Annotated in this window: 21 protein-coding genes; 16 read left to right on the forward strand and 5 right to left on the reverse strand. The window is 43.2% G+C overall.

The features are described 5' to 3' along the window. Positions 1-154: 154 nt before the first annotated feature. Positions 155-1,789 (reverse strand): methyl-accepting chemotaxis protein, encoded by a 1,635-nt coding sequence (locus tag GSF04_RS11710; protein ID WP_211859605.1) that lies wholly within the window; start codon positions 1,787-1,789, stop codon positions 155-157. A gap of 392 nt (positions 1,790-2,181) precedes the next feature. On the opposite strand from GSF04_RS11710, the gene GSF04_RS11715 reads away from it, so the two are divergent. The 8 genes from GSF04_RS11715 to GSF04_RS11750 all read left to right on the forward strand — a co-directional run bounded on the left by GSF04_RS11715 (position 2,182) and on the right by GSF04_RS11750 (position 8,643). Further along, the gene (locus tag GSF04_RS11715; RefSeq protein ID WP_069019791.1) at positions 2,182-2,613 is read left to right on the forward strand and encodes a hypothetical protein; all 432 of its coding nucleotides are present in this window, start codon (positions 2,182-2,184) and stop codon (positions 2,611-2,613) included. A 314-nt stretch (positions 2,614-2,927) separates the two neighbouring features. Continuing rightward, positions 2,928-3,836 carry a ubiquinol oxidase subunit II gene (gene cyoA / locus GSF04_RS11720; protein ID WP_211859606.1) on the forward strand — a complete coding sequence of 303 codons (909 nt, stop codon included), beginning with the start codon at positions 2,928-2,930 and terminating at the stop codon, positions 3,834-3,836. Positions 3,837-3,838: 2 nt separating this feature from the next. Then, a complete protein-coding gene (gene cyoB / locus GSF04_RS11725) occupies positions 3,839-5,821 on the forward strand; it encodes a cytochrome o ubiquinol oxidase subunit I (protein WP_045989093.1) in 1,983 nt (660 codons plus the stop codon). Between the two features lie 3 nt (positions 5,822-5,824). Then, positions 5,825-6,445 (forward strand): cytochrome o ubiquinol oxidase subunit III, encoded by a 621-nt coding sequence (cyoC, locus tag GSF04_RS11730; protein ID WP_211859607.1) that lies wholly within the window; start codon positions 5,825-5,827, stop codon positions 6,443-6,445. Next, a complete protein-coding gene (gene cyoD / locus GSF04_RS11735) occupies positions 6,445-6,804 on the forward strand; it encodes a cytochrome o ubiquinol oxidase subunit IV (protein ID WP_017218861.1) in 360 nt (119 codons plus the stop codon). The genes cyoC and cyoD overlap by 1 nt, the downstream gene beginning before the upstream one ends. 13 nt (positions 6,805-6,817) lie before the next feature. Beyond that, positions 6,818-7,696, forward strand: a complete 879-nt coding sequence (cyoE, locus tag GSF04_RS11740) for a heme o synthase (RefSeq protein ID WP_211859608.1) — start codon at positions 6,818-6,820, stop codon at positions 7,694-7,696. Positions 7,697-8,083: 387 nt separating this feature from the next. Beyond that, positions 8,084-8,311: a hypothetical protein gene (locus GSF04_RS11745; RefSeq protein WP_211859609.1), complete on the forward strand. Its 228-nt coding sequence runs from the start codon at positions 8,084-8,086 to the stop codon at positions 8,309-8,311. A 20-nt stretch (positions 8,312-8,331) separates the two neighbouring features. After that, positions 8,332-8,643: a YciI family protein gene (locus tag GSF04_RS11750; protein WP_045989089.1), complete on the forward strand. Its 312-nt coding sequence runs from the start codon at positions 8,332-8,334 to the stop codon at positions 8,641-8,643. Here the strand turns inward: GSF04_RS11750 and GSF04_RS11755 are convergent. Next, positions 8,633-9,163 carry a TetR/AcrR family transcriptional regulator gene (locus tag GSF04_RS11755; RefSeq protein WP_211859610.1) on the reverse strand — a complete coding sequence of 177 codons (531 nt, stop codon included), beginning with the start codon at positions 9,161-9,163 and terminating at the stop codon, positions 8,633-8,635. The two genes, GSF04_RS11750 and GSF04_RS11755, sit on opposite strands and share 11 nt — an antisense overlap. Positions 9,164-9,273: 110 nt before the next feature. On the opposite strand from GSF04_RS11755, the gene GSF04_RS11760 reads away from it, so the two are divergent. Further along, complete coding sequence (locus GSF04_RS11760) at positions 9,274-9,735, forward strand: HPP family protein (RefSeq protein WP_039492336.1); 462 nt, start codon at positions 9,274-9,276, stop codon at positions 9,733-9,735. A 493-nt stretch (positions 9,736-10,228) separates the two neighbouring features. Further along, positions 10,229-12,277 carry a winged helix-turn-helix domain-containing protein gene (locus GSF04_RS11765; RefSeq protein ID WP_211859611.1) on the forward strand — a complete coding sequence of 683 codons (2,049 nt, stop codon included), beginning with the start codon at positions 10,229-10,231 and terminating at the stop codon, positions 12,275-12,277. Positions 12,278-12,296: 19 nt separating this feature from the next. Here GSF04_RS11765 and GSF04_RS11770 read toward each other — a convergent pair whose 3' ends face one another. Further along, the gene (locus GSF04_RS11770; RefSeq protein WP_211859612.1) at positions 12,297-14,486 is read right to left on the reverse strand and encodes a carbohydrate binding family 9 domain-containing protein; all 2,190 of its coding nucleotides are present in this window, start codon (positions 14,484-14,486) and stop codon (positions 12,297-12,299) included. 190 nt (positions 14,487-14,676) lie between these two features. Here GSF04_RS11770 and GSF04_RS11775 point away from each other — a divergent pair, with 190 nt between their 5' ends. From GSF04_RS11775 to GSF04_RS11785, 3 genes are all read left to right on the forward strand, one after another. After that, the gene (locus GSF04_RS11775) at positions 14,677-16,650 is read left to right on the forward strand and encodes a UvrD-helicase domain-containing protein (RefSeq protein WP_211859613.1); all 1,974 of its coding nucleotides are present in this window, start codon (positions 14,677-14,679) and stop codon (positions 16,648-16,650) included. Positions 16,651-16,735: 85 nt separating this feature from the next. Beyond that, entirely contained in the window at positions 16,736-18,025 is a 1,290-nt protein-coding gene (locus GSF04_RS11780) for a Glu/Leu/Phe/Val dehydrogenase (protein WP_211859614.1), read from the forward strand. A 169-nt stretch (positions 18,026-18,194) separates the two neighbouring features. Further along, positions 18,195-19,166 (forward strand): RimK family alpha-L-glutamate ligase, encoded by a 972-nt coding sequence (locus tag GSF04_RS11785; protein ID WP_010375495.1) that lies wholly within the window; start codon positions 18,195-18,197, stop codon positions 19,164-19,166. 45 nt (positions 19,167-19,211) lie between these two features. Here GSF04_RS11785 and GSF04_RS11790 read toward each other — a convergent pair whose 3' ends face one another. Further along, positions 19,212-21,230 carry an ATP-binding protein gene (locus GSF04_RS11790; RefSeq protein WP_211859615.1) on the reverse strand — a complete coding sequence of 673 codons (2,019 nt, stop codon included), beginning with the start codon at positions 21,228-21,230 and terminating at the stop codon, positions 19,212-19,214. A gap of 167 nt (positions 21,231-21,397) precedes the next feature. On the opposite strand from GSF04_RS11790, the gene GSF04_RS11795 reads away from it, so the two are divergent. Then, positions 21,398-22,555, forward strand: coding sequence for an endonuclease/exonuclease/phosphatase family protein (locus tag GSF04_RS11795; RefSeq protein WP_211859616.1), 1,158 nt, complete (start codon positions 21,398-21,400; stop codon positions 22,553-22,555). 106 nt (positions 22,556-22,661) lie between these two features. Continuing rightward, positions 22,662-23,072 (forward strand): hypothetical protein, encoded by a 411-nt coding sequence (locus tag GSF04_RS11800; protein WP_017218873.1) that lies wholly within the window; start codon positions 22,662-22,664, stop codon positions 23,070-23,072. Positions 23,073-23,107: 35 nt separating this feature from the next. On the opposite strand, the gene GSF04_RS11805 is transcribed toward GSF04_RS11800, so the two are convergent. Next, positions 23,108-23,314, reverse strand: coding sequence for a DUF2897 family protein (locus tag GSF04_RS11805; RefSeq protein ID WP_069019746.1), 207 nt, complete (start codon positions 23,312-23,314; stop codon positions 23,108-23,110). Between the two features lie 145 nt (positions 23,315-23,459). Here GSF04_RS11805 and GSF04_RS11810 point away from each other — a divergent pair, with 145 nt between their 5' ends. Next, on the forward strand, positions 23,460-24,794 hold the full coding sequence (locus GSF04_RS11810) for an ankyrin repeat domain-containing protein (protein ID WP_211859617.1): 1,335 nt from the start codon (positions 23,460-23,462) through the stop codon (positions 24,792-24,794). Positions 24,795-24,807 lie beyond the last annotated feature (13 nt).

Genomic DNA, 24,807 nt, shown 5'->3' on the forward strand with positions numbered 1-24,807 from the left:
CGCTGCGTAAAGCAGCTCCTACGCTGGAGTAAAACCAGTCTGATATAAGGCGGTTTACACGCCGAGCAGTTTGTGACTGGCGCGCTAAAACCCCTTGCTACCCAACATTTCTCAGCGGAAGTACGCACTTCCGCGTCTGCAAACAGGTGCAAGGTCACACCTTAAATTCATTTACCATTTGTGAGAGTCGTTGTGACATTTCGCTTAATTGCTGGCTCGACGCTTTGGTGTGTTCAGCGCCAAGGGCGGTTTGGTTTGCCACTGTTGCGATACCACTGATGTTGTCAGTCATGTCAATAAGATCTTCGGATTGCTTTTCACTCCAGGTGGCGATATTAACGTTAATATCATGCACGGTTGCGATGGAGAGGTTGATTTGCTCTAGTGCGTGCTTACATTCTTGGCTCACTTTGAGGCTTTGCTCGGATGCTGCACGGCAGCTCTCCATTTCTTCAACGGTTGTGGCGACGCCATTGTGCAGTTTATCAATGATCGCTTGAATATCATCGGTAGATTGTTGCGTACGCTGAGCTAGTGTTCTTACCTCATCGGCCACCACGGCAAAACCGCGACCTTGTTCTCCTGCTCTCGCAGCTTCGATGGCCGCATTCAATGCTAATAAATTAGTTTGATCTGCCACTTTTTTAATGACATCAAGTACTGCACCAATCTCGGTTGATGAGCGTTGTAGTTCGAGCACAGCTTGTTGCGCTGAGTCGACGCTACGAGAGGCATGCGCTATGACTGCCACATTTTCGTCTACATGCGTCAGCCCTTGGGTCGTCAGTGTGGTTGTCTCTGTCACTTTATCAAGCGCACGCTTTGACTCATTATTGACAGCTTGTGCCACTTGATTAAGCGATTGCATGCGGTTTTGCACTGATTCTGTTTCACTGTTTTGTTGTCCAATACCAGCTTGGATCTGCTCGGTAATACAGGATAACTCCTCTGCTTGGGAAGCCAAAGAATGGGTGTTTTCGTTGATATCATGCAGTACATCACGAAAATGCGAGTTCATTTTATTAAATGCGATAGCCATTTGGGCAAGCTCGTCTTTACCGTGGCTTTTCAGTGCAATGGTGAGGTCTTTTTGCGCTGAAATGAGTCCCATAGTGCGGGTGAGCTTATCCAGTGGCTTGGTAATATTTTTGCTGATCAAGCTCGAGAGGAAAATAAGTAATATCGCATAGCCGAGCGTTTCAGCAGTCATCAACATGAGTCGGTCATAAAACTGTTCTTCAACGTCTTGAAGGTAAATACCTGTCCCAATTGCCCAGTTATAGTGCCCTAAGTTAACAATATAAGAAAGCTTGCCCTCAAGCTCCTTTGTCCCCGGTTTTGGCCATTCATATCGGGCAAAGCCTTGTTGATTTTGATTAGCAATGACGACGAACTGGCTGAATGCCTCGCGAATAAAGCGTTCATGATGGTGAGTCATTGAGGTGCCATTGAGTAGTGGCTTAATGGGATGCGTTACCATATTTCCGTGTAAGTCAAATAAGAAGAAGTAGCCAGCATCACCATAGCGTGCGGCATCAATGAGTTTTTTTATTTTTTCTTGTCTTTGTTGTGGGGAGAGTGAGGTCTCGGTGGCAACCATATTAAGTTGTGCAACTGTGGTTTCCATTAGATTTTTTGCATTAATACGTCTTTCTTGCGTTAAGCTGTCTCGTAAAACGAGTGCTGATGAGAGTTGCACAAGGGCAATGATCACGACAGACAAAAGCAGACTGAGTCTGAGTTTATTGGGCACTTTCATCAAACCTAGGAGTTTATTCAGCTGCTTCATGAGTTCCTCTAGTAACAAAGAATTAGTTAAAATGACAGCGATGTCAGTTGGCGTGGATCATACTTAGAACGAACCAAAAATAAATAGCATGAACAAGAGATGAATAAGGCGTTAAGCCGTGCAGACGGCTATCTAATTGATAGTTAATAAAAATGTTAATATTTACGTTTTGTAAATGATTGTGAATGAGAACTATTGTTAATAAGTAAGTGTAAGGGTTTTGTCTTAGGGAAGGATGGAGTTTAGGGATAGATCAAGAAAATTTGATATAGATCATTGCAGATATCTCTTGAATCGAATAGCGACTTTGTTATACTCGCTGCGAATTTTCAGTTTAGACTGAAAGTTCTGAACTAATCAATTCTATCAAGATAAAAACATCAGGATAATCTGTGCCACTGTTAAGCTATGTTCGACATACTGCTACTACTGACGACACAACCTATCAAGGTTGTACGATCACGCGTGCGCAGTTATTCGGTCGTATTTTCAGTGTGCTAAGCGCATTGATGATGTTTAACACGGCATTATTATTCACTGGCATGCTAGGTGATGTAGCTGAATTAGAAGCACTTTTTGCAGATAATTCACTACCTGACTCTGTTTTGGTGATGCTTGGAGAGTTTTGGGCTCAGCCTATCTTGTCATTACAATTATTGATAGGTCTTTATTGGTTAGTTTTCCATACTATTTTGCCTACACGCGCTGGCGTTGTCCTGCGTAAAACGGCATTCGCCTCTACTGAGGCTATTCAACCTCAACCGGTGCCTAGCGCACATGGTTGTCGTGCTCCTCCTTTTGGGTACCGCTGTCTGTTTGCGTAATCGCAATATTTGAGTCCAGTGCGTTTGATTTACGCGATTTGGATCTGCAGTCAGCAATTCAGTTTCAATTACATTAATCGGCTACTTACCGTCCTTTTAGGGCGAATTGTAAGCTTAGTAAATGTGATTGTCCGTTTACTGTATCGATTATTTGGTAAATGGTTAGTGACTGGTATCAAAGGAGCTTTTCCCTTCACTAATACATTTTCCCTGATGGATACAGTGCAATTCGAACTTGTGCAGCATAGCTTGCACAAATAGATACTCAGCGCGCTTGATAAATAAGCCGCAGCTTATCGTTGAAGGGTAATCAATTGAATAAACGTAGTGTTGTGAATTATGCGTTCGCTTCATTGGGGCTTATGCTCACCGGCTGTAGTGGTGGCATTTTAGATCCCAAGGGGCAAATTGGCATGGATGAGAAGTCCTTGATCATCATTGCCACTGTACTGATGTTACTCGTTGTAGTACCAGTTATTATTCTTACCTTATATTTTGCGTGGAAGTACCGAGACGGTCGTGACCACGAGATTTATGCACCTAAATGGGCTCACTCTAACAAAATAGAAGCCGTGGTTTGGACCATTCCGATTGTGATTATTATTGTACTTGGGGTGATCACTTGGCGCTCTACACAATCACTTGATCCGTACAAGCCGTTGGAAGGTAAGGGTGAGCACCTCACTGTTCAGGTGGTATCGCTAAACTGGAAGTGGTTATTTATCTATCCAGAGCAAGGCATTGCCACAGTGAATGAGCTGGTGTTTCCGGCGAATGTACCAGTGGAGTACAAAATCACTTCCGAAAGCACCATGAACTCTTTCTTTATTCCACAGCTTGGTAGCCAAATCTACTCGATGGCTGGAATGGAAACGCAGCTTCACCTGATTGCCAACGAGCCGGGGACGTTCAGAGGCTTTTCTGCTAACTACAGCGGAGCGGGCTTTACGGGTATGAAGTTCGATGCCATTGCGACCAAAGACAAAGCAAGTTTTGATAACTGGGTTGCCGATGTCAAAGCAAACGGCGAAGCCTTAACCGCAGGTCGTTACACGCAACTGGCTGAGCCTTCGGAATATCACCCCGTTGAATATTTTGGCTCGGTAGAGCAGGGCTTATTCCACACCATAGTTATGAAGTACATGCAGGGCCATGGCGAAATGAGTTATTACGCCAAACCAGAGCATGCTGCGCATCCACATCACGGCAAGGCTGAGGAGTAATTATGTCGTTGTTTGGTAAATTATCCATCGAGGCAATCCCTTATCACGAACCCATCATTATGGTGACGTTAGCTGTGGTGGCGATTGTTGGTCTAATTGTGGCTGCAATGGTCACAAAACACAAAAAATGGGGCGTGCTGTGGCACGATTGGATTACTTCAATCGATCATAAACGCCTAGGCGTGATGTACATTATCTTGGCATTAATTATGTTAATGCGTGGTTTTGCCGACGCCATCATGATGCGTACACAGTTGGCGATGGCCACAAGCGGCGCTGCCGGTTACTTACCTCCTGAGCACTATGACCAGATCTTCACTGCACACGGGGTGATCATGATCATCTTTATGGCGATGCCATTTATGATTGGTTTGATGAATATCATCTTGCCACTGCAAATTGGTGCTAGAGATGTTGCTTTTCCGTTTTTGAATAATCTCAGTTTTTGGCTGACGGCGGGCGGGGCAATTCTGATCAATTTATCCTTGGCATTTGGTGAGTTTGCAAAAACCGGTTGGGTTGCGTATCCGCCATTGTCGGAGTTGTCGTTTAGTCCCGGCGTCGGGGTGGATTACTATATTTGGGCACTGCAAATATCCGGGCTTGGGACATTGCTCACTGCCGTGAATTTCTTGGTAACCGTATTTAAGATGCGTGCACCTGGCATGACGCTAATGAAAATGCCTATTTTTACTTGGACTTGTACTTGGGCAAATATCCTAGTTGCGGCGTCTTTCCCAATTCTTACTGCGGTGCTAGCGATGCTAACGCTTGACCGTTATATGGATTTCCACTTCTTCACCAATGAAGCCGGTGGTAATGCCATGATGTATATCAACCTGTTCTGGGCATGGGGTCACCCTGAAGTTTATATTTTGATCTTGCCTGCGTTTGGGATTTTCTCAGAAATTATTTCAACCTTTACAGGCAAACGCCTGTTTGGCTATAAGTCGATGGTGTACGCCAGCGGTGCGATTTCTATTTTGGGCTTTATTGTTTGGCTACATCACTTCTTTACTATGGGTTCAAGCGCCAATGTTAATGCTTTCTTTGGGGTCATGACGATGGTCATTGCGGTCCCGACGGGGGTAAAACTCTTTAACTGGTTATTTACCATGTATCGCGGTCGTTTGCGGATCACTGTGCCGGTCCTTTGGACGTTAGGGTTTATGGTGACCTTTACCGTAGGTGGGATGACTGGCGTACTGCTTGCAATTCCTGGCGCGGACTATGTGCTGCACAACAGTCTTTTCCTAATTGCACATTTCCATAACACCATTATCGGTGGGGCAGTGTTTGGTTATCTAGCGGGTTTTGCTTACTGGTTCCCTAAAGTAATGGGTTACAAGCTTGATGAGCGTTGGGGTAAAGCCTCATTCTGGTGCTGGCTGGTTGGCTTTTTTGTGGCCTTTATGCCGCTTTATGTGCTCGGCTTCTTGGGCATGACACGTCGTCTTAATCATACCAACACGCCAGAGTGGAACATTTGGCTATACATCGCGTGTATTGGTGCCTTTATCATTATGTTTGGGATAGTTTTCCAAGTGGTACAGCTAGTGGTGAGCTACAAAAACCGCGAGCAATTGCAAGACACCACAGGCGATCCGTGGAATGGGCATACGCTGGAATGGTCTACGGACTCTCCTCCGCAGTACTACAACTTCGCGAAAACCCCTGTAGTTGACGATATTGACGCTTGGACAGAAATGAAAGAGCAGGGACAGGCATATCAAAAGCCTGCACATTATCAGCCTATTCACATGCCAAAAAATACCCCGGCTGGAGTGCTTATTAGCGCGTCATTGACCGTGTTTTGCTTTGCCATGATTTGGCATATTTGGTGGTTAGCGGCGGTGGGTTTTGTCAGTGCTATCGCGGTGTTTATTAAGCGTTGTTACACCAGCGACGTTGATTATTATGTTCAGGTTGACGAGATTGAGCAGATTGAGTCTGCCCACCTTTCTCGCGCATTACAGGAGGGTTAATTCATGAGTGCAATTACTCCCGCTACGCTGCATGCGTTAGAAGATGCTCACGAGCATGCAGATCATGACACAGGTTCAAATACCGTATTCGGTTTTTGGCTATATCTGATGACGGACTGTTTGTTGTTTGCCTCTTTCTTTGCCACTTATGCCGTGTTGTACATGAACACGGCAGGTGGCGTGTCTGGCAAAGACATATTCGAGCTGGGCTTTGTTGCGGTTGAAACCGCGGCCCTACTGTTAAGTAGTATTACCTTTGGTTTTGCCATGATAGCGGCAAACAAGCAGAAAAAGTCGCAAACCTTATCTTGGCTTGCGGTGACATTTGCCTTTGGTGCGGTGTTTATTGGCATGGAAGTATATGAATTCCATCACTTAATAGTACATGGTCATGGACCGCAGCATAGTGCTTTTCTGACTTCTTTCTTCTCATTGGTGGGTCTGCACGGCATGCACGTGACGGCAGGCTTGATTTGGATGACTGTGACGATGATTGAAGTGACACGTCGTGGTCTGAAGCCACAAACGGTGACGCGTTTGAGCTGCTTAAGCTTGTTCTGGCACTTTTTAGATATCGTGTGGATCTGTGTATTTACCGTTGTTTATTTAATGGGGGCAATGTAATGAGCCATAGTGAATCTCAAGCGTTAGCACAGATGGATGTTCATGAGCATGAACACGACAGCCACGGTAGTGTGAAGTCGTATCTAATTGGTTTTGTGCTATCCGTTATTTTGACAGCCATTCCTTTTGCTGCCGTGATGAGTGGCAGCTTGTCATCTAGCACGACATTTTGGACGTTAGTGACAACCGCGTTAGTGCAAATTTGGGTGCACCTAAAGTACTTTTTACACCTGAATTTTGTTACGGAAGAAGGCAAGGCAAGCACGCTTTCCTTTATCTTTAGTGCGTTGATTATTGTGATGGTAGTGGGGCTGTCGGTCTGGATCATCTACGAATCGAACGCCATGATGATGTATTAACAGGAGAGTAGTCATGCTGCGTCGTTATTTTCAGGTGACAAAACCTGGGATCATTATGGGAAACTTGATTTCAGTCGCAGGAGGCTTTTTATTGGCCTCTCGAGGTGAAGTTGATTGGCTGCTATTTGCCTTGACTCTACTGGGGCTATCTTTAGTCGTTGCGTCAGGTTGTGTAGTTAACAATGTCATCGACAGGGATATCGATGCGGCAATGTCTCGCACTAAAACTCGCGTGACAGTAACTGGGGAAATTTCCTCAGTTGCTGCACTGTCACATAGTCTGGTACTCGGATTATCTGGCTTTGGGCTCTTAGCCTATTTCACCAATTGGATTGCGCTGGGTTTTGCCGCATTTGGGTTTTTTATTTATGTCGGTGTTTACAGCTTATACATGAAACGAAACTCAGTGTATGGCACCGTGGTTGGTAGCCTGTCAGGGGCAGTGCCTCCTGTGGTTGGTTACTGCGCAGTAAGCGGGGTGTTTGACTCTGGCGCTGCCATTTTATTATTGATGTTTTGTCTTTGGCAAATGCCGCACTCTTACGCCATTGCGATTTTCCGTTTTGAAGATTACCGGGCCGCGAATATTCCGGTGTTGCCAGTCGCGCGAGGTGTTGAAAAGGCCAAGCATCACATTGTTTTGTATATCGCCATTTATGCACTGGTGGTGATGTTACTACCGCTTAGCGGTTATACCGGCATAGCATTTATGGCGGTGGCCTGTACAACCAGTTTTTGGTGGTTATTGATGGCGCTAAAAGGATACCAAAGAGACTTAGATTTACATGGTTGGGCGAGGCAAGTATTTGCATTCTCAATAGTCAATATCACAGTCCTAAGTATCGCGATGGCGATTGATAATCACAGCACAGTTTCTGTGATGCTGTACTGATCGCAGATTATCCCAAAGTAACTAAAATCCAAAGGCCCGCAGGGCCTTTTTTCGCTCTTATCTTAGTTTGTTTTACGTCGCTTGCTTTTTACCCATTTTATCTCCATATCAAGCTTATTGAGTAACCTGAGCTGTGGATAATCAATGCCTCTCTAGCAGCCAGTTTTAGCGCTAACTGCGTTGAATCCACTTCCAATAGCCAGCTATTGGTGCGTAAATTCGCCTTGCCTACAGGATGTAGGTACCTTAGCGAGAGCAGGACGCGGAAGCGGTGTTTCCCCTAAAACTCTCTGGCTAGACAAGGAGAAAAACTAAGTTGTGTTTTAGCAGTAATGAGTTAGAACATTCGTTATCCAAACCTCAGGTTAAATAGATGAGAAGATAATAATGGATATAGGGATCACAGAAGTATTGTTGTTACTTACGGCGATTTTTATCGCGTCCATTTTACTTTTTAAGGTCGTGCTATGGGCCAAAAAAATGCCAAAAGGCGCCTATCTATTTTTGGCTTTAATGCCGCTCATTTCTCTTTTTCCTATTCCACCACCCGTTTTTAAAAATGTCGCGAAAGCCAAACAAGAACAACGTAAAAAAGCCCCTAAATCAGAACCATAATCACACAGGAAAATAGCTTAATGTCAGCTTCGATATTTATTGTTAACCTTACTTATGTTACCGAAATTGAACAGGTAGAGCCGCTGCTCGCTCCTCACATTGCGTTTTTAGATCGCTTCTATGCCAATGGTACCTTTATCGCCTCTGGCAGAAAAATCCCACGAACTGGTGGGGTTATTTTGGCAAAGGCGAGTAGTGAAGCTGAGCTACTTGATATTGTTCGTCAAGATCCCTTTTATGTCGCCGAGGTGGCTCGGTATGACATTATCGAGTTTGTACCAAGCAAGTTTGCATCTTGCTTTACAGAAGTAGAGAAATATCTTAATTCTTGAGTGCCCGCTTGGCCACGTCCGTATCGTGACAGGTATAGGCCGTTGAAATAATCCCTTCGCTCAATAGAAACAAGCGCTCGACAGCGGCATCATCAGCGTCGTTGAGCGCTTGTTTAAGTAACGTTTTTACCGCAAGTTTGTGCCGCTGGCATAGTTGATTTATTGGATTGGTAAGCTCACCAAATTCTGCCGCCGTGTTGATAAAGTAACAACCACGGAAATCGCCCAGCATCGCCACTTTATTATTAATCCACTGATCTAGTGCTGAAAATAGCTGCTCTGCGAGCTGTTCATTCGTTTGAGCATTTTCAAGGCAACGAGATAACCAAGATATAAATAGGTGATGTCGCTGCTCAAGTGTTGCAAGCACCAGCGCCTCTTTACTCTCAAAATGGTTGTACAGGGTTTTTTTAGCAATGCCAGATGACTTCAATACTTCGTTAATGCCAATGGCATGAATGCCATGTTGATAGAACAGTCTCATTGCGCAATCGATCAGTTGTTGTCTTTTTGTACTCATCAGTCAGCCATGTTTATTCGCGTGATTATAGGTTGACAGAAGTAGACCAACTTGTCTACCATTTGCGAAGTAGACAAGTTGGTCTACTTTTTGGAAAGGGAAAGAATACAATGAGAGAAATACAACTTGCTTTAATTGCTGGAGCGGGGGCGTTTATCGCAATTGCAATATTGGCGTTTAGTCAAACGATAAGTGCTGAGCATATTTTTTTAATGGCACCTTTGGGCGCGACGGCAGTGCTGGTATTTGGTGTGCCTGAAAGCCCACTAGCGCAGCCTAAAAATGTCATATTTGGACATATCATTACCGCTACAATCGGGATTATTTTTGCGCAGTATATCGGTGTGAACGAATTCACTTTGGCATTAGCAACGGGGCTTGGCGTATTTAGTATGTTAGTAACAAAAACCACCCACCCACCGGCTGGCGCGAATCCAATACTGATCATGTTGGCACTAGAGGGCTGGAGCTTTTTATTTACGCCTGTGATTATTGGTGCAGTGGTGCTCGTGCTGGTTGGTAAAGCAACGTTAGCGGCTAAAATAAAGCTAACTACAATAACAGCTGCTTGATACTAATCACGCAATTTTCACTTTATTTAATATGCAGACTGCAATGGTCTGCTGTCCTCATAATACCAATCAAATTCACTTTCCAACCAATTTAAAAGGCTAAATACTCTATTCTATGTGTCAAAAGCTTCGCAACGAAATAACCTAAGGTTTAGGTAAAAAAATGGATTAACGTATTATTTTTTATCACATTAAATTATTTTCTTATCCAGCTGGAAAGGCATTAGTTATCCGAAGAGTAGTTACCATAGTAAAGTTTTTGCTGGGCCTATTTAGAGGTAACCGTATTGGTGGTTGCAAAGGGTGGAAGCCTTACTAAGAGGCCATTTCCTCGCTGCAAAAGGGCTCGTTTACTTAATGTAATTGTTATAGACTAAGCTTTAGCAAACACTTTAACGATTCAAATATTTTTTAATTATTTGACGCCAAACAAACTTATAGTGTCGGTTGGTAAATAAGAATAACAATAAGCCTTACATGGAGTAGATGTAGTTTGGAGCGTATTCAATTTGGCGAGTTTCAGTTTGATACTGGAGCCTATGAATTAACATATCACGGGCAAGTTGTCGCACTTGATCCGAGAATGGTCGCATTGCTGGTTTTTTGCCTCGACAATCCCAATCGAATAATTACTCGGGATGAGTTACAAGATGCGATTTGGCAAGGTGTGATTGTAACCGATAACGCTATCAACAAATTGGTTGCTAATTTACGAAAAATCCTAAATGACGACCCTAAATCTCCACAATATATTCAAACTGTGCCTAAACTGGGCTATCGCTTTATTGCTTCAATAAGTACGGTCGGTGATGTTAAAGGTCCTAATTATCAAAGATATTTGAAAAGCAGCTCTAATTATAATAATAAGGTACTTGGTGGCGCGTTGATCGGTTTACTCGTTATTGCTGTTTTCGTTTGGAACAGTATTGAAGATACTGAGCTGAGCTATGGTGAAAACAGCGTATTGACTCGGGTTTTGGGTGCCAAGCGTAGTTTGGTTGTCGCCCCAAAAGGGAATTCAGTGAGTTTTATCAATGATACTCGAGGTCATGGGAATACACTTTGGATGAAACATCTCGGTAATAATCACGATGATGTTGGTACTGAAGTGAGCAGTGGAGAGTACTACATTGAGTCTTTAATTGCGCAAACGTCGACAAGTCTTATTTTTAATGGTTATAACGAAGGTCAGTGCGGTTGGTTCAAAGCTCCTTTTACTGAACAGACAAACAGCATTGAGCGAGCACATGTTCAGCGGTTAGGCTGTGACAATCTCGTTGCTCACCGGCTTACCTATGCTACCAAGCAAGAGGCGATATGGTTGTTGGGACATGCCAGAAATCATGAGCATAGAAATACATTATATAAAGTTAATTTTGAAAGTGGGGTTGAGCTAGTCAACATTGCTTTGCCTCAAGGTTGGCATTTTGTCTCTGTGGATTTAAAACCCGATTCAAATGATTTGTTATTAATAGCTCATAATAGCCAAGGCATCAGCCGCTTATTTGACTTTGATATCGAGTCGCAAACTTTATCCATCCTAGCTGATATCCAGCAACAAATTGAGTTTGGAATTTGGGGACAAGGTGGTGGTGATGTTGTCTATGTGTCGGCTTCCAAGCCGACCCAATTACAACTGTTTAATACGCAAAATGACAAGGAACAAACGCTTGTAAGTTTGGGGGATAGAATTTGTTGTGAATTAGCGCGCCATCCCAATGAAAAAGATTACATTTACTCAACATACGACAAAAACATTGATCTAAATTGGCAAACAGCAGGTTTTGAGTTAGATAATAGCAACGGCAATGAGCGATTACCTGCATTTGCAAACGATCAAGTCGGGATCTACTTTGCTTCCAATCGTGCTGGTCATAGTTACATCTATTTTCAAGCTCCAGAACAACGAGCTACACCCATTTTTCCTATTGCAGAACATGCAGTATTGAGAGGCCTTTCTGTCTCTCCCGATGATAGGTTTGTGCTACTTAATCACGATAATCACCAATTGTGGTTGCTTGACAATGAAGAGAGAAAGGTAACACAGCAAACCTACTTAGACGGTTATGGCTTTGCCCAATCTTGGATTAATTCTACGTTATTTGCTATTACAGTGAAGCAAAATAAGACGCGTAAAGTTAGAGTCTACAACCGTCAACTACAATTAGTTGCAGAGCTCCCTTCATCATGGGTAAGGCTAATGGTTGATAAAACAGATAAAAAGTCTGTGTATGTGTACAATCAGCAAAGCGAACTTTATCGGTTCAACTTAGCTGATGTTCTCAATGGTCAGATGAAAAATGGGGCTTTACTTGGTGAAATAGCGCATTTTCACCAAGGTGTTATAGAAAAAGGCGTGCTTTATGCCGGTAACGATAAAGAGACAACACTCACTACCTATAAGATTCATGATGACTCGCTACAGCGATTAAGCCAAAAGCGTTTTGATGGTTATTACGGATTTGATGTTAGAGATGGTCAAATTATTTATGCCAGTGCTCGGGCATTTAGTAGTGATTTATACACTACCCGAGCACAGTAGAGAAAATAATATGTGATCCTTACCATCTATATGTGTAAGCTAGTTTTATCGCCGTCTCATCGGTGGTTTCTACACGTTCATGCCAGCCAGATCCTAAGTCGTAACCGCGATTGATGCTAGCGATATAGACAGCATTTGGAGATGGCTCGTAACGTAACCGACTAAATAGCGAGAAATTGTTAGTTTGGTTATTGTGTTGTAATAACGTATTCCAAGACCACTCAGTGTTAAATGCAACGTTAATTTTGAGCTGAGTGTTGAATAGCTGATCATTAATACCATCTCTTTCATAGTAATACATATTACGACTCAAGTTTAAAAATAGATGTCTGTTCGGGCGGTAGTTTAGGTCAAGACTGACTCGCTCTAGCTCAGCATCATAAAATTCTCCCTTAGTGATGCGGGAAGTGACATAAATAGGTCTGCTATTGGCACTACTGAAGTAAATTTCATTTTGGTTGTAATTATATTCCTTAGGCACAAAAGTGAGTTTATTCGTAAAGCTAAAGGGTTTTGTTAACATCCTTTGATAGCGATTGTGCGTGAAGAAGAAAAAATCATCACTTTTAAAATCGATTTGTAGCGGTCTTATAAAAATGCTTTGTCCTTCACGCTTACCTTGCGTGTCCTCCCATAAATAATAAAAGCCGGTAAATTGGTAGTAATTAACCTGCTCACCTAACCAACCTGATTGCGGTCGTATTCTGTAGTGACTCACCGTTTCATAGTATTTTAGATCTTTCCTGTTCACAAAACCTAAAGTAGGATTAAAGTTCTTTCCTACATACTGAAAACGGTTGCGCATGTAAAATGTATCATTGAGCAGGCGCATCGACGCACCGTAAGACTTATTATCTTCATTAGAAATAGCATTGTGTGACGCCGATTCCGCTTCCTGATAATAGGCATGTGCATCAACAGGAAACTGTTCAAATATATTTCCTTGATAACGATAGTCTGCACCGAATAGCGTGCTATCTGATTGGTCATTGGGGCTACCGTGCGTCACTATTGCGCCTATTTGATGTTTGTCTACAACTTGGTGAATGATACGGGCAACACTTAATTGAGTATCTTCTGACTGCATGGCATCTTGCTCTTGGTTTACGCTCAATATGCCTAGGCGGGTGTTACCAATTTGCCCGGTAAGCTTAGTACCCCAGTTGATGTCTAACAGACCGGATTGGCGACCTTGCCCAATGCGCCTTGAATAGAAAGGCATGCCATTTGAATAGGTATCATCCATGCCACCAAAGCGGAAAATTTGACTATCTTGCAGGAAAAAATCACGTTTTTCAGTAAAGTACTGACTAAACCTAGTGGTATTTAAAGGGACTTCGTCCACTTCTGTGCCAGAAAAATCAGTGTTGAGAGTCAGCATGGCTGATAGGTTTGGAGTGAGCTTGTATAACACATCAAGTGCAGGAGTGAGCTCGCTTTTTTCATTATTAGTGCTTTTTAGTGCTAGGCTTGGTTTTAGCTCTAGGCCGATACCTTGCTTCAAGTTGCGAAGACCGCTGATTGGTGCCAGTTGATTAGTGTGCCAAGCATAATTGTTGGGGTTATTGACGTTCCAGTAAATCTGCGTGTTCGGGCTTGCTGTTCTATGCCTTAACTGCAACCCCCATAGTGCGGCATTTTGCTCAAATGAGATGGATTGCATTGGGATCGCAATCTCAACTGACCAACTGTTTGCTTCTACGGAAGTTTTGGCATGCCAAAGCGTTTTCCACTGTGCGATATAGCTGGTGCCATCAACAAGGCCATCCTCTTTTACTCCGGAGGGAGTGACGTGAAATAAATATGCATCGGATTTATCGAAATTTGTGTCGAGCACTAGACCAAAGTAATCTTCGTCCCACATATATTCACCTTGGGAGAGTACTCTGTCGGTCAATGTATGTTTTGGTTGGTAAATTTTTGCTGCCACGTAAAAGAATTCACTGTCATAGCTGACATATGCTTCGATATTATGAGTGGGCTGGTCTCCAACATTGGGTCTAAATACCACAAAATCCTCAATCAGCCTCGCATCTTGCCATTCACTTTTAGATAACTTGCCATCAATAATGGGCTTGATATTGGTTTTAGGTATATGTGTTTCGGGCTGAGTGAACTGTTGCCAATTTGCTTCACTATAAGAGGAAGTAATGCAGGATAAGACGCAAAGCGCAATCAAGTGGGGTTTCTGGCTAAAAGTACTTTTCATATTATTTTTCTCATTACGATGGATAGATAAATGATGCAGCAGTCGCTGTATAAAGAAGTGATAAAGGCGAGAATTGTGATGACAAAAAGGTGATTTATGGTGATGAAAAGGTGTCTAGTTAATTGAAATCAATGGTAATAAATAGCAATGACAAAATTTCATTAAGCGCGTTTTTGGGTTTCGTGCTAGCATGGCTGCAACGGAATTACTTTGTCTGATTGACCAATTGATAGCATTACATCTCTTTAGTCGGCTGTTTTATGGGGTACGTAGTGCCAAATGTACGAAAGAAGGCCTCCACCTTAAGTCGAAATCTGCTGACAGTTTCATCCCCTTTAGCGCTATGACAGTTCCGCCAGCACCTCAGCGTGGTTGGCTTGCTCAAAAAGTCCTGATCAAACAGGGTCACGAGACCTATGTGTTAAGTGTTAAAAATCAAGGTGCAGATGAGTTAGTGCAACAATTGCAACGACTGTGGATCTTACACCATGGCAAGCACTTGCAAGTCAAAATTCGTAAAATCGAGCAGTTATTAACGCGTCGATATCTCAGCCATCATAATCAAACTCTAGTACGTCATGTTTGCAGTGCCTTATGGTCCAGCTGGCAGCACCTAGATGACAATATCGTGCCAAGTTCGTTAAAGCCTCAAGTAGCAACAGTACGAGAAATTGCACTTTGGAATGAGCGTGATATTGCTGAGTTTCAGTCTGCTTTTGTCGAACACTACTTGGCAAAAGACGCTAACTATTTTGACAGCGTTGAATCAAATCCCCTTACAGTAGCTCAGCGTAAGGCTTGTGTGATCCAGGATGACAGGCAATTACTGCTTGCTGGCGCTGGCACGGGTAAGACAAGCGTTATCAAGGCCAAAGTTGGGTATCTTTTGCATCGTAAATTAGCTCAGGCGAATGAGCTGTTATTGCTTGCGTATGGTAATGATGCCGCGACGGAGATGCGTCAGCGCTGTCAGCCTCTCTGTGATACCTTAAATTGCTCTACCTTTCACTCGCTTGGCATGCAGATCATCGAAGCGGTTACAGGGGCAAAGCCGACAATTTCAAATCTAGCAACGGATAAAAAACTATTTAAACAATTTGTTGCAGACACCGTGCAGTCGTTGCGACAAGAAAGCCACTTTGAGCGAGACTTTGCGCTATTTCTGAAAAGTTCGAGCACACAGCAAGCGTCACAGGCGATAGACCTGATAAGTCAGGTATTACCTTTGATGAAGCATGCTCAAATAATGGGTGAGGTTGAGCAACTGCTGACGCAATTTAGTAATCAAATGAGTGTGATCATGCCAGTTCTTGCGGAATATCAGCTGTATTTAAGCAATGAGTCTAGCATCGATTTCGATGACATGCTGGAGCGGGCTATTTATTACGTAGAGTCTGGTCAGTTTATTTCACCGTGGAAGTTCATCTTGGTCGACGAATTTCAAGACATCTCCCGTGTGCGGGCAAAGCTCATTCAGGTGCTGCTAGATAAAAAAGCCGGCTCGCAATTGTTCGCCGTTGGTGATGATTGGCAGGCTATTTATCGCTTTAGTGGTGGCGATATGCGCCTAACTACCGAATTTACTCGCTATTTTGGTAAGTCGACGACCACATATTTGGATAAAACATTCCGTTATCCTCAAACCATTTTAGATACGGCGAGTGAGTTTATTTGCCGCAACCCAGAACAAATAACCAAGCATATCACTTCTCATACCACAGGCGTGGCAGGGCAGGGTGTGGTGAAAGTTATGGTGGATGACGAATTGTCGCAGGCGCAACAACTGCTCAATCTTATCGAGCAGCGCAACGAAGGAAAAGCTTCCGTTGCCCTACTGGCAAGAAATCACAGAGCATTACCTGATAAATCAAAGATTGCGCAGTGGCGACAGCTCTATCCAGAACTTATTATTTCACATAACACCTTTCACGGTGCTAAAGGGACTGAAGCAGACTTTACGATAGTATTTGGTCTCAAGCATAGAAACTTTCCGTCACAGGTAAAAACGGCAGCATTTGTCGATGCGCTTTTACCTGCACAAGGGGCATTTCCCGACGCAGAAGAGCGACGGTTATTCTATGTGGCGTTAACCAGAGCGAAGAAACAATGCTTTTTATTAGCGCCAAACGATGCACCTTCTTACTTTTTAGAGGAAATCGCATAATTATTAATCCCTGTTGATGGACTTGATCTTTTTGTGCCATGCACTCATACAATTACTTGTTGAATAAAAAATAAGCGAGGAAAGGATGAGTACGGATCTACTAAAAGACGCGTTGAAACGATTAAACCATATAGTCGAAAAAACAGGAATTAACGAGTCTACCTATCAAGCGTTAGCCCAGCCTCAAAGAACGCTGTCGAGCAACATTTCAATTCGTCGTGACAACGGTAAGCTTGATTATTTTAAGGCGTATCGTTGTCAATACAATGATTTGCTAGGCCCAACAAAAGGCGGAATACGCTTTCACCAAGAGTCTGATATGAGTGAGGTGCAAGCTTTAGCCCTTTGGATGACACTAAAGTGTGCCGCGGTTGGCGTGCCATTTGGCGGTGGTAAAGGTGCCGTAACCGTTGACCCTAAATCACTGAGTCCGATGGAGCTTGAGCGCCTTGCTCGAGCATATATTAGAGCTAATGCTGATTTTATTGGACCCGATCAAGATATTCCCGCACCGGATGTGTACACCAATGCCAGGATCATGGGTTGGATGATGGATGAATACGAGAAAATCGTCCGTAAAAAAAGTCCAGCCGTGATCACTGGTAAACCGCTTATTTTCGGAGGGAGTGAAGGGCGAGAGTCCGCCACAGGTCGCGGTGCATTTTTAATGATAGAGCGGCTTAGTGAAAAAAATAATTGGAATAAAGCGGAACAAACAGTAGCTATTCAAGGCTTTGGTAACGGTGGCTATCACTGTGCAAGGCTGTTGCAGCAAGCGGGTTATAAAGTCGTTGCAGTAAGCGATTCAAAAGGCGGGATTTACTGTAAAGATGGCTTAGATATAGAAAGCATTTATCAAGAAAAGCAACGCAACAAAGCGCTTAAAGCCGTGTATTGTGATGATTCAGTATGTGAAAGCGTTGAACATAAAGTGCTGAGTAATGAAGAGCTGCTCGCGCTGGATGTAGACATTTTAGTGCCCGCAGCGCTATCCGGCGCAATCACCCGAGATAACGCCAAAGCAGTATCGGCAAAGTATATTGTCGAAATTGCCAATGGACCCATTGAGGCGGACGCCGACGAAATCTTGCATGAACAGGGCGTGATAGTGATCCCTGATATTTTAGCTAATGCTGGCGGCGTCATCGTAAGCTATTTTGAGTGGTGTCAGAATCGCCAAGGTGAGGCTTGGGACGAACATACTGTGCAAGATAAGCTGGCGCAATATTTATCGAGTGCGTTTGAAGCGGCGTGGCAGCTGCGAAGTGATGAAGGACTTGAGATGCGAGATGCCGTATACAAACTGGCGTTAAAACGGATTGAGAGCGCCTTGGAAGCCCACGGGACACAATCTTACTTTGAAAATCGTGAGTAGTTTTTTAGATTGTGTCGATAAATTTTTTTTGCTGTACTGTTTTCGGGTGAGTCCACATAATCGCGCTTTTGTTTGGGGGCCGGTGATACACGAACCTGCTTAGGTGTTTTCACTTAACAATTCGTGTCGACAGCGACCCTCTTATTCCGCTACTCAAGGGGCAATTCGTATGCGCGGTTGGATCATTTACAAAGACTCTGCCAGTTTGTTAAAACCTGAAATTTATGAAATAGATAGATTGATGGCGGTGGCAAAGGAAGAAGGTATTGATCTTCAAGTTTACTCACCTGATCAATTTGATCTATTGGTAACCAGAGAAGATGAAGAAAGTATTCTAATCGATGGTCAGCCGGTTGCGTTACCTGACTTTGTACTGCCGCGTATGGGGGCAGGCACAACTTACTTTACGCTTGCGATTATCCGTCACCTTGAGCGTTTAGGCGTACATTGTTTTAACTCTTCACAGTCTATCGAAACTGTAAAAGATAAGCTGTATGCGCAGCAGATCCTTGCAGAGCAAAACTTACCAACACCAAAAACCATGTTGGTTAAGTTCCCTGTAAATATTGAACTGGTAGAGAAGCAAATTGGTTTCCCGGTGGTGATTAAAACGCTATCAGGCTCGCAGGGCAGCGGCGTATTTTTGTCTAAATCACGCGGTGAATTTGATGATTTGATGCAACTTATTGAAGCGACAAATCCAAAAGCAAATATCATTTTACAGCGCTTTGTGAAGTCGAGTCATGGTCGAGACTTACGTGTATTGACCATTGGTGGCCGTGCTGTCGCTTGTATGGAGCGTAATTCTGGCGGTAAGAACTTTAAGGCCAACGTAAGTTTAGGTGCAAAAGGTAGCCCACACCCGATCACCCCTGAAATCGAATGGCTAGCAACACAGACCGCTAATATCCTGAATCTAGATGTTGCTGGCATCGACTTATTATTCGATGAAGAGCATTTTAAAATTTGTGAAGCAAACTCAAGTCCAGGTTTTGAAGGGCTAGAACAGGCTGTAGACATTGATGTGGCGAGAGAGATTTTACACTTTATTCGAATTCGCTTAGGGATCTTTAACCGCACTGGTCAATCAAAGAAGAGCAGTAACGGCACTAAAGCGAGCAAAGAAAAAGCAGCGGAATAATACCGCTACGTCATAACAAGAAAGGAGCTAGGCCAAGCTCCTTTTTTATTGCGTGAAGGGCTCAAGCGCGCCTCTTAGTGCGTCAAGCTGAATAGGCTTAGACAGAAAATTATTCATGCCGGCTTCATAACAGGCTGCCTTGTCGGACTCTGAAGTATTGGCGGTCAACGCAATAATATGTGGTCCTTGGCGTTTATCTTTTGCAAGCCGACGAATACTGCGAGTGGCTTCAAAGCCATCCATAATCGGCATGACGCAATCCATAAACACAATATCAAAGGTTTTGTCTTGGCATGATTTTACGGCTTGCTCGCCGTTATAAACTTTGTCGATGTGAGTTGCACCAAACTGATTCAGTAACTTTTCCATCACCAGTACGTTGATTTGATTATCATCTACAAGCAGGATTTTACATTCTGATAAGGAAATATGCTGCTCTTCAGTCTTTTGCTCTTGTACGTCGTTGGCCTTGTCTGCAAACTCTATTGGAAAGGTAACGATAAAGGTACTTCCTTTACCCAACTCACTTTCTACCTGTACTTCGCCTTGTAACAAATTACAAAGCTCAAATACGATTGAAAGGCCAAGACCAGTACCACCAAAATGCCGACTTACACTGGCATCGCCTTGGCTAAATGGCTGAAAAAGATGTACTTGATTGGTCTTAGCAATCCCTATGCCTGTGTCTGAGACACTTAATTGTAGAACCGGTGAAGTTTCACTTCCCAGCACGTCGGCATAAATATCGATACTACCCGTTGGTGTAAATTTGATGGCGTTACTCACGAGGTTTGCAATAATTTGTTTAACTCGTGTCGGATCTGAATAGAGCCAATTTGTGCCTTGTTTATGAATATGGAAGTTGATTGCAAGCCCTTTTTCGCGACAGGCTGGACTGTACAGGCCAACAACTTGTTCGACTAACTGATGAAGATCAAACGCGGTATTGTCTAGCTTCAGGTTGTTACTATTTAACTTACTGAAGTCTAATACGTCGTTTATCAATGTGATCAACATATCTGCACTGTTGACTGCGACGCTCAGGTTACTCTTGATTTCTTTTATGTCGGTTTCTTTTCGGCACGCTTGCAGCATGCCGACTAAGCCATTCAGCGGGGTTCTTAATTCATGGCTGATTTTGGCGATAAATTCACTTCGAGTCTTAAGAAGTTGCTCCGCTTCTTCGCGCTTTTGCTCTAATGCAATACGCATTTTGACTTGTTCATCAATGTCTTGAATTGCACCAAAAACCCGAACGCATTCGCCATTTTCATATTCACCTTGACCGTGAGAGGCGACCCACTTTTCGTTGCCGTTGGCATCAATAATAATGGATTCTATGTCCCATTTGGTTTTGGAGGTGATGGCGTCATCTATGGCTTGTTTAATGTTTCCTTGGTGAATGCCGGGTTTGTAGAAGCTGATGGCATTGTTGAGTGTTGGTGTAAAGTTATCATCAACGCCATGAATGAGTCGCGTTTGTTGGCTCCAATACACTTTGTTCTTTTTAAAGTCGACTTCCCATGAGCCAATATCAGCAAGACGACTCATCGCTGCTAATGCTTGTGAGCGGTGTTGTATCTTTTTTAACGCCTTTTGCCGAGAAATTTCAACACCAATCCATTGACCTAATAAACTCACGTAATCTAAGTGTTCTTGACTGAACGCCTGAGCTTTGGCACTGGATGCGGAAAAGTTGACGGTACCATAGCGTTTACCATCAACAATAATTGGCGCACCAATGTAGCTCTCTAGGCCAAAGTTTGCGTAGCAAGGATGAGTGGCAATTTCGCTGGTACCAGCGTGATGAAATGACAGTGCGCTGTCAGCTTGTAAAGTGTGCCAGCAATAGGTGTTTGCCAGTTCAAAATCCGTACCTACCAACAAAGAATTATCTGGAGTGATCACATGCCTTACAGTGTATACATCAGCTTGGATTTCACTGACGATTGCAATATCAAGCTCAAATACATCGAGGCCAAGAGTCAGCAGCGCCGTCACTTTTTCTTCAAATGTGGTGTCTTGGTTTGTGGTGATGAGGTGTAATCGTTTTAAAATACTCACAAATTTCACATTGGCAGTACAAGGCAGTTAATCATTTAACTTTAACCGCTCTTTGCTAACTTGCCAACATTAAATCGTTTGAGTCTGTCGAGATAATTTCCGTTTTTCAAAGGATTATGAATAAAATAGTCATCGCGGGATTTATCACAATTTTTTAAGGCAAATCTATGAAATACGTAGGTCTACTTTTTTTATTAATGACAACGGTCGTAAGTGCACAAACACTTCGTGTTGCTACCTTTAATGTCAGTATGGAAGCAACGAACTATCAACAAAAAGGGCAAGCACTGGACTCTCAAAAGCTCAGTAAGTTGCTACAAAATGGTCAACATCAACAAATCAAGAATATTGCAGAAATCATTCAGCGTGTTCGTCCAGATGTGATGCTGCTCAATGAATTTGATTACATCGCTGAACCAAATAAAGGTGTACAGGCATTTGTAAATAACTATCTAGCACAACCTCAAGCGGATCAGCAGCCGATATCGTACCCTTATTTTTATATTGCGCCAGTCAATACTGGATTACCAACACCGTATGATTTAGATAATGACGGTAAGCAATCTAACTATGGCGGTGATGCCCAAGGGTTTGGGCTATATGAGGGGCAATATGGGATGGTTGTGCTGTCAAAGTACCCGATTAAAAAAGAGCAGGCCCGAACTTTGCAGGCATTTCTTTGGAAAGATATGCCAAACCATATGGTGACAATAGATCCGACGACGAGACAGCCTTGGTATAGTGAGCAAGAGTGGCAAAGCTTGAGGCTAAGCTCAAAATCTCACTGGGATCTGCCAATTGAAGTGAATGGTAAATTGTTTCACCTGTTGGCTATGCACCCAACTCCCCCTGTCTTTGATGGTGAAGAGGATAGGAATGGCAACAGAAATCACGATGAGATCCGCTTAATGGCTGATTATATCGACCCTAAACGTAGCCAGTACATTTATGATGACAATGGTGTTAAAGGTGGCCTTAAAAATGATACACGATTTATCATCGTCGGTGATTTAAACGCTGCTGATAAAGGCGATAAGCATAGACCAGGCGTGATAGAACAATTATTAGATAACCCTAAAGTATGCTCGAACTTTACGCCAAAAAGCAGAGGGGGAAGTGAACATAGCAAGGAAAGTGAGAGTCGCAGTTATACCGCACATTGGGGGGCTCGTGTAGATTACGTATTGCCATCCAAGTTCGGTTTTCGAGTGATTAGCAGCGGGGTTTTCTGGCCAAGCAAAGAAGATGAATTATTCCGTTTAGTGGAAAGTCGTCATGCCAGCTCCGATCACCGTTTAGTTTGGGTAGACGTGGAAGTTAAGTGACCGCAGTGATTGGTCAATTGTGTCGCTTATTACAAATTTAAACAATGACTAACGGAACTAAACCGAAATAACCCTTAAGCTTGCACTTAATGAATAGGAGAGTGTGATGAAAAGAATTCTATTAAGTGTTGGTTTAGCGGTTTGGTTATCCGGGTGTGCTCATCATGATGATGTGCGTCCATCGTCTGATGGTGTGCATAATATTATGTTATTTTCCGACAGCCGTGATGCGGGTAGTAAAGAGGCATTAAAGCAGGCCAGACACTATTGCAAACAAGCTGATATGGTCGCGTATGTTGTGAATCTAGATATCATTTATAACAGTGATACGCCTGAGAGTACTTATATCACGCAAAAAGGCGTAGCTAACGCCGTTGAGGCTGCTGGTATGGCAATGTGGATTTTTGGTCGAAATAGTGTCGATGATGCAGGGGCTGCAATGACCATAGGTGGAGGAATAGCCGATGGTGCGCTCGGTAAGCCTTATGATGTGCGATTAAATTTCAAATGTGGATGAATGATTAGTCAGCACGTCTAACGTCGCAACATGCTTCAATCTTCATCCTTTTTTGGATTATTTTGAGGCGTGTTGTTTTTGGATGTTACCTTATCTTTGTCAAAAGGCGCCGTTTGCTCGTCTATTTTCTTTTTCATTTCAAATTTGGCGGAATATTTTAACAACGCAATATTGCTCCAAATCACCCCTAACACACCAGCAATGATCAAGATCACTTGCCATGTTTCTAATTGATTGCCCATTCTAGCTCCTCAAAAAAGCCCTATTTTTTAAATTTGTCCTGAAATAGGTGAGCATTTTAGCGCGACTGTTGATATTATTCACCACCTAGTCATTTCGCGATAATTATGCTGCATATATTTACATTCTGAGGATAATAGCGCATTCATGGAACAAGTGTTAATTTGGCCTGCCCAGTATCCCATGCTGTTAAAGGGGTTAATCGAACAAAACGGTGCTTACATTCTAGATGCCATAGAGGCATGGCCGAATTGCCAACAAATGAAAGATGAGCAGGGCGTAACGACCACTGTTCTACCTCCTTTATTTTACCTCGCTTGGCTACGACCGCTAGAGCCGTTCGAAGCCTGTTATTTTCAGCATATTGATGACTATGACGATAAACAGCGTCAATACGTTAATAGCGTAATTCAACACATTGAGGAAAATGATACTGATCAGGATGAGCTAATAAAAACTCTTATTCAGCGTCTTGGTCAGTACTCTAACATTCAAGCTCAGGTACAAGAGCAAAGTTTATCGTTTGTAGAGCTGCTCTGTGACAAACATTATGAAAAAACGCTGATATGGCTATTGGAGAAAGGACTTAAGTTTAGCGCGAAAGAAATTGTTGCTCTGTGGTGCAACAGCTCGGAGGCAACACAGACGGTACTATTGACTCATATTGATACTTGTCTGCTTGACCGAGCCGCTACTGCTAAACTAGCAACGGATAGTTTGCTGGATGGACAGCAGACCTTTGAGCTGCTTTGCGCCATGTGTGACAAAGATGAAGTGACGGGTCTTTTGGAACAAGCGCTATTGTTCCAGCTAACCCAGCAACAGGTGAAGCAATCAGCGATTATTACACTGGTAACGCAGGGCGCGAAAGGAACCGCAAGAGATAGCAACGGGCGCTCTGCCATTATGTTAGCGGTTGAAAATGGTTTTGTGAGTGCAGTTGAAACCATGTTGCCGCACCATAAAGTAAATGAGTTGGACGAATCGGGCAGGAACTTAATGCATTATGCGGCGGCATCGAACTCGGCTGCTATGATCGAAATGATTTTTGAACATGGTGATGACCCGACGCTTGCGGATATTCATGGCGACACCCCTTACCGTGTGGCTATGAAAAATCAGGCGCTTACTTCTAAGCAAACATTTGAACAGCACGGGATTATCGAGCTTTCTAACGAGGCAAAGTATCAAAAAATAAAAACCGTCCATATTCTTTATGCCTTTGCTGCTATTTTGCTACCACTTCAGTTATTTTTATTTTTTACTGATGAGGTTGATGAAAAAACCATTGCAACACTTGTCACTACGGCTGCTTCTATCGCAATTTTTGTTTTTGCGAGACGAAAACGCAGTAATCCCCTCTATCCAAGCAGCTCAACACCTTGGTCACTCATCGGGGTAAATGCGTTAGCATGGCTTAGTATTGGTGTGCAGGTATTGTTTTCAGTATTGGTGTTGATAGCCGTACTCTCGTTGCAGTAGCTTACCATATCGA

It is taken from the genome of Pseudoalteromonas sp. A22 (assembly GCF_018141345.1).
Lineage (GTDB): Bacteria > Pseudomonadota > Gammaproteobacteria > Enterobacterales > Alteromonadaceae > Pseudoalteromonas > Pseudoalteromonas maricaloris.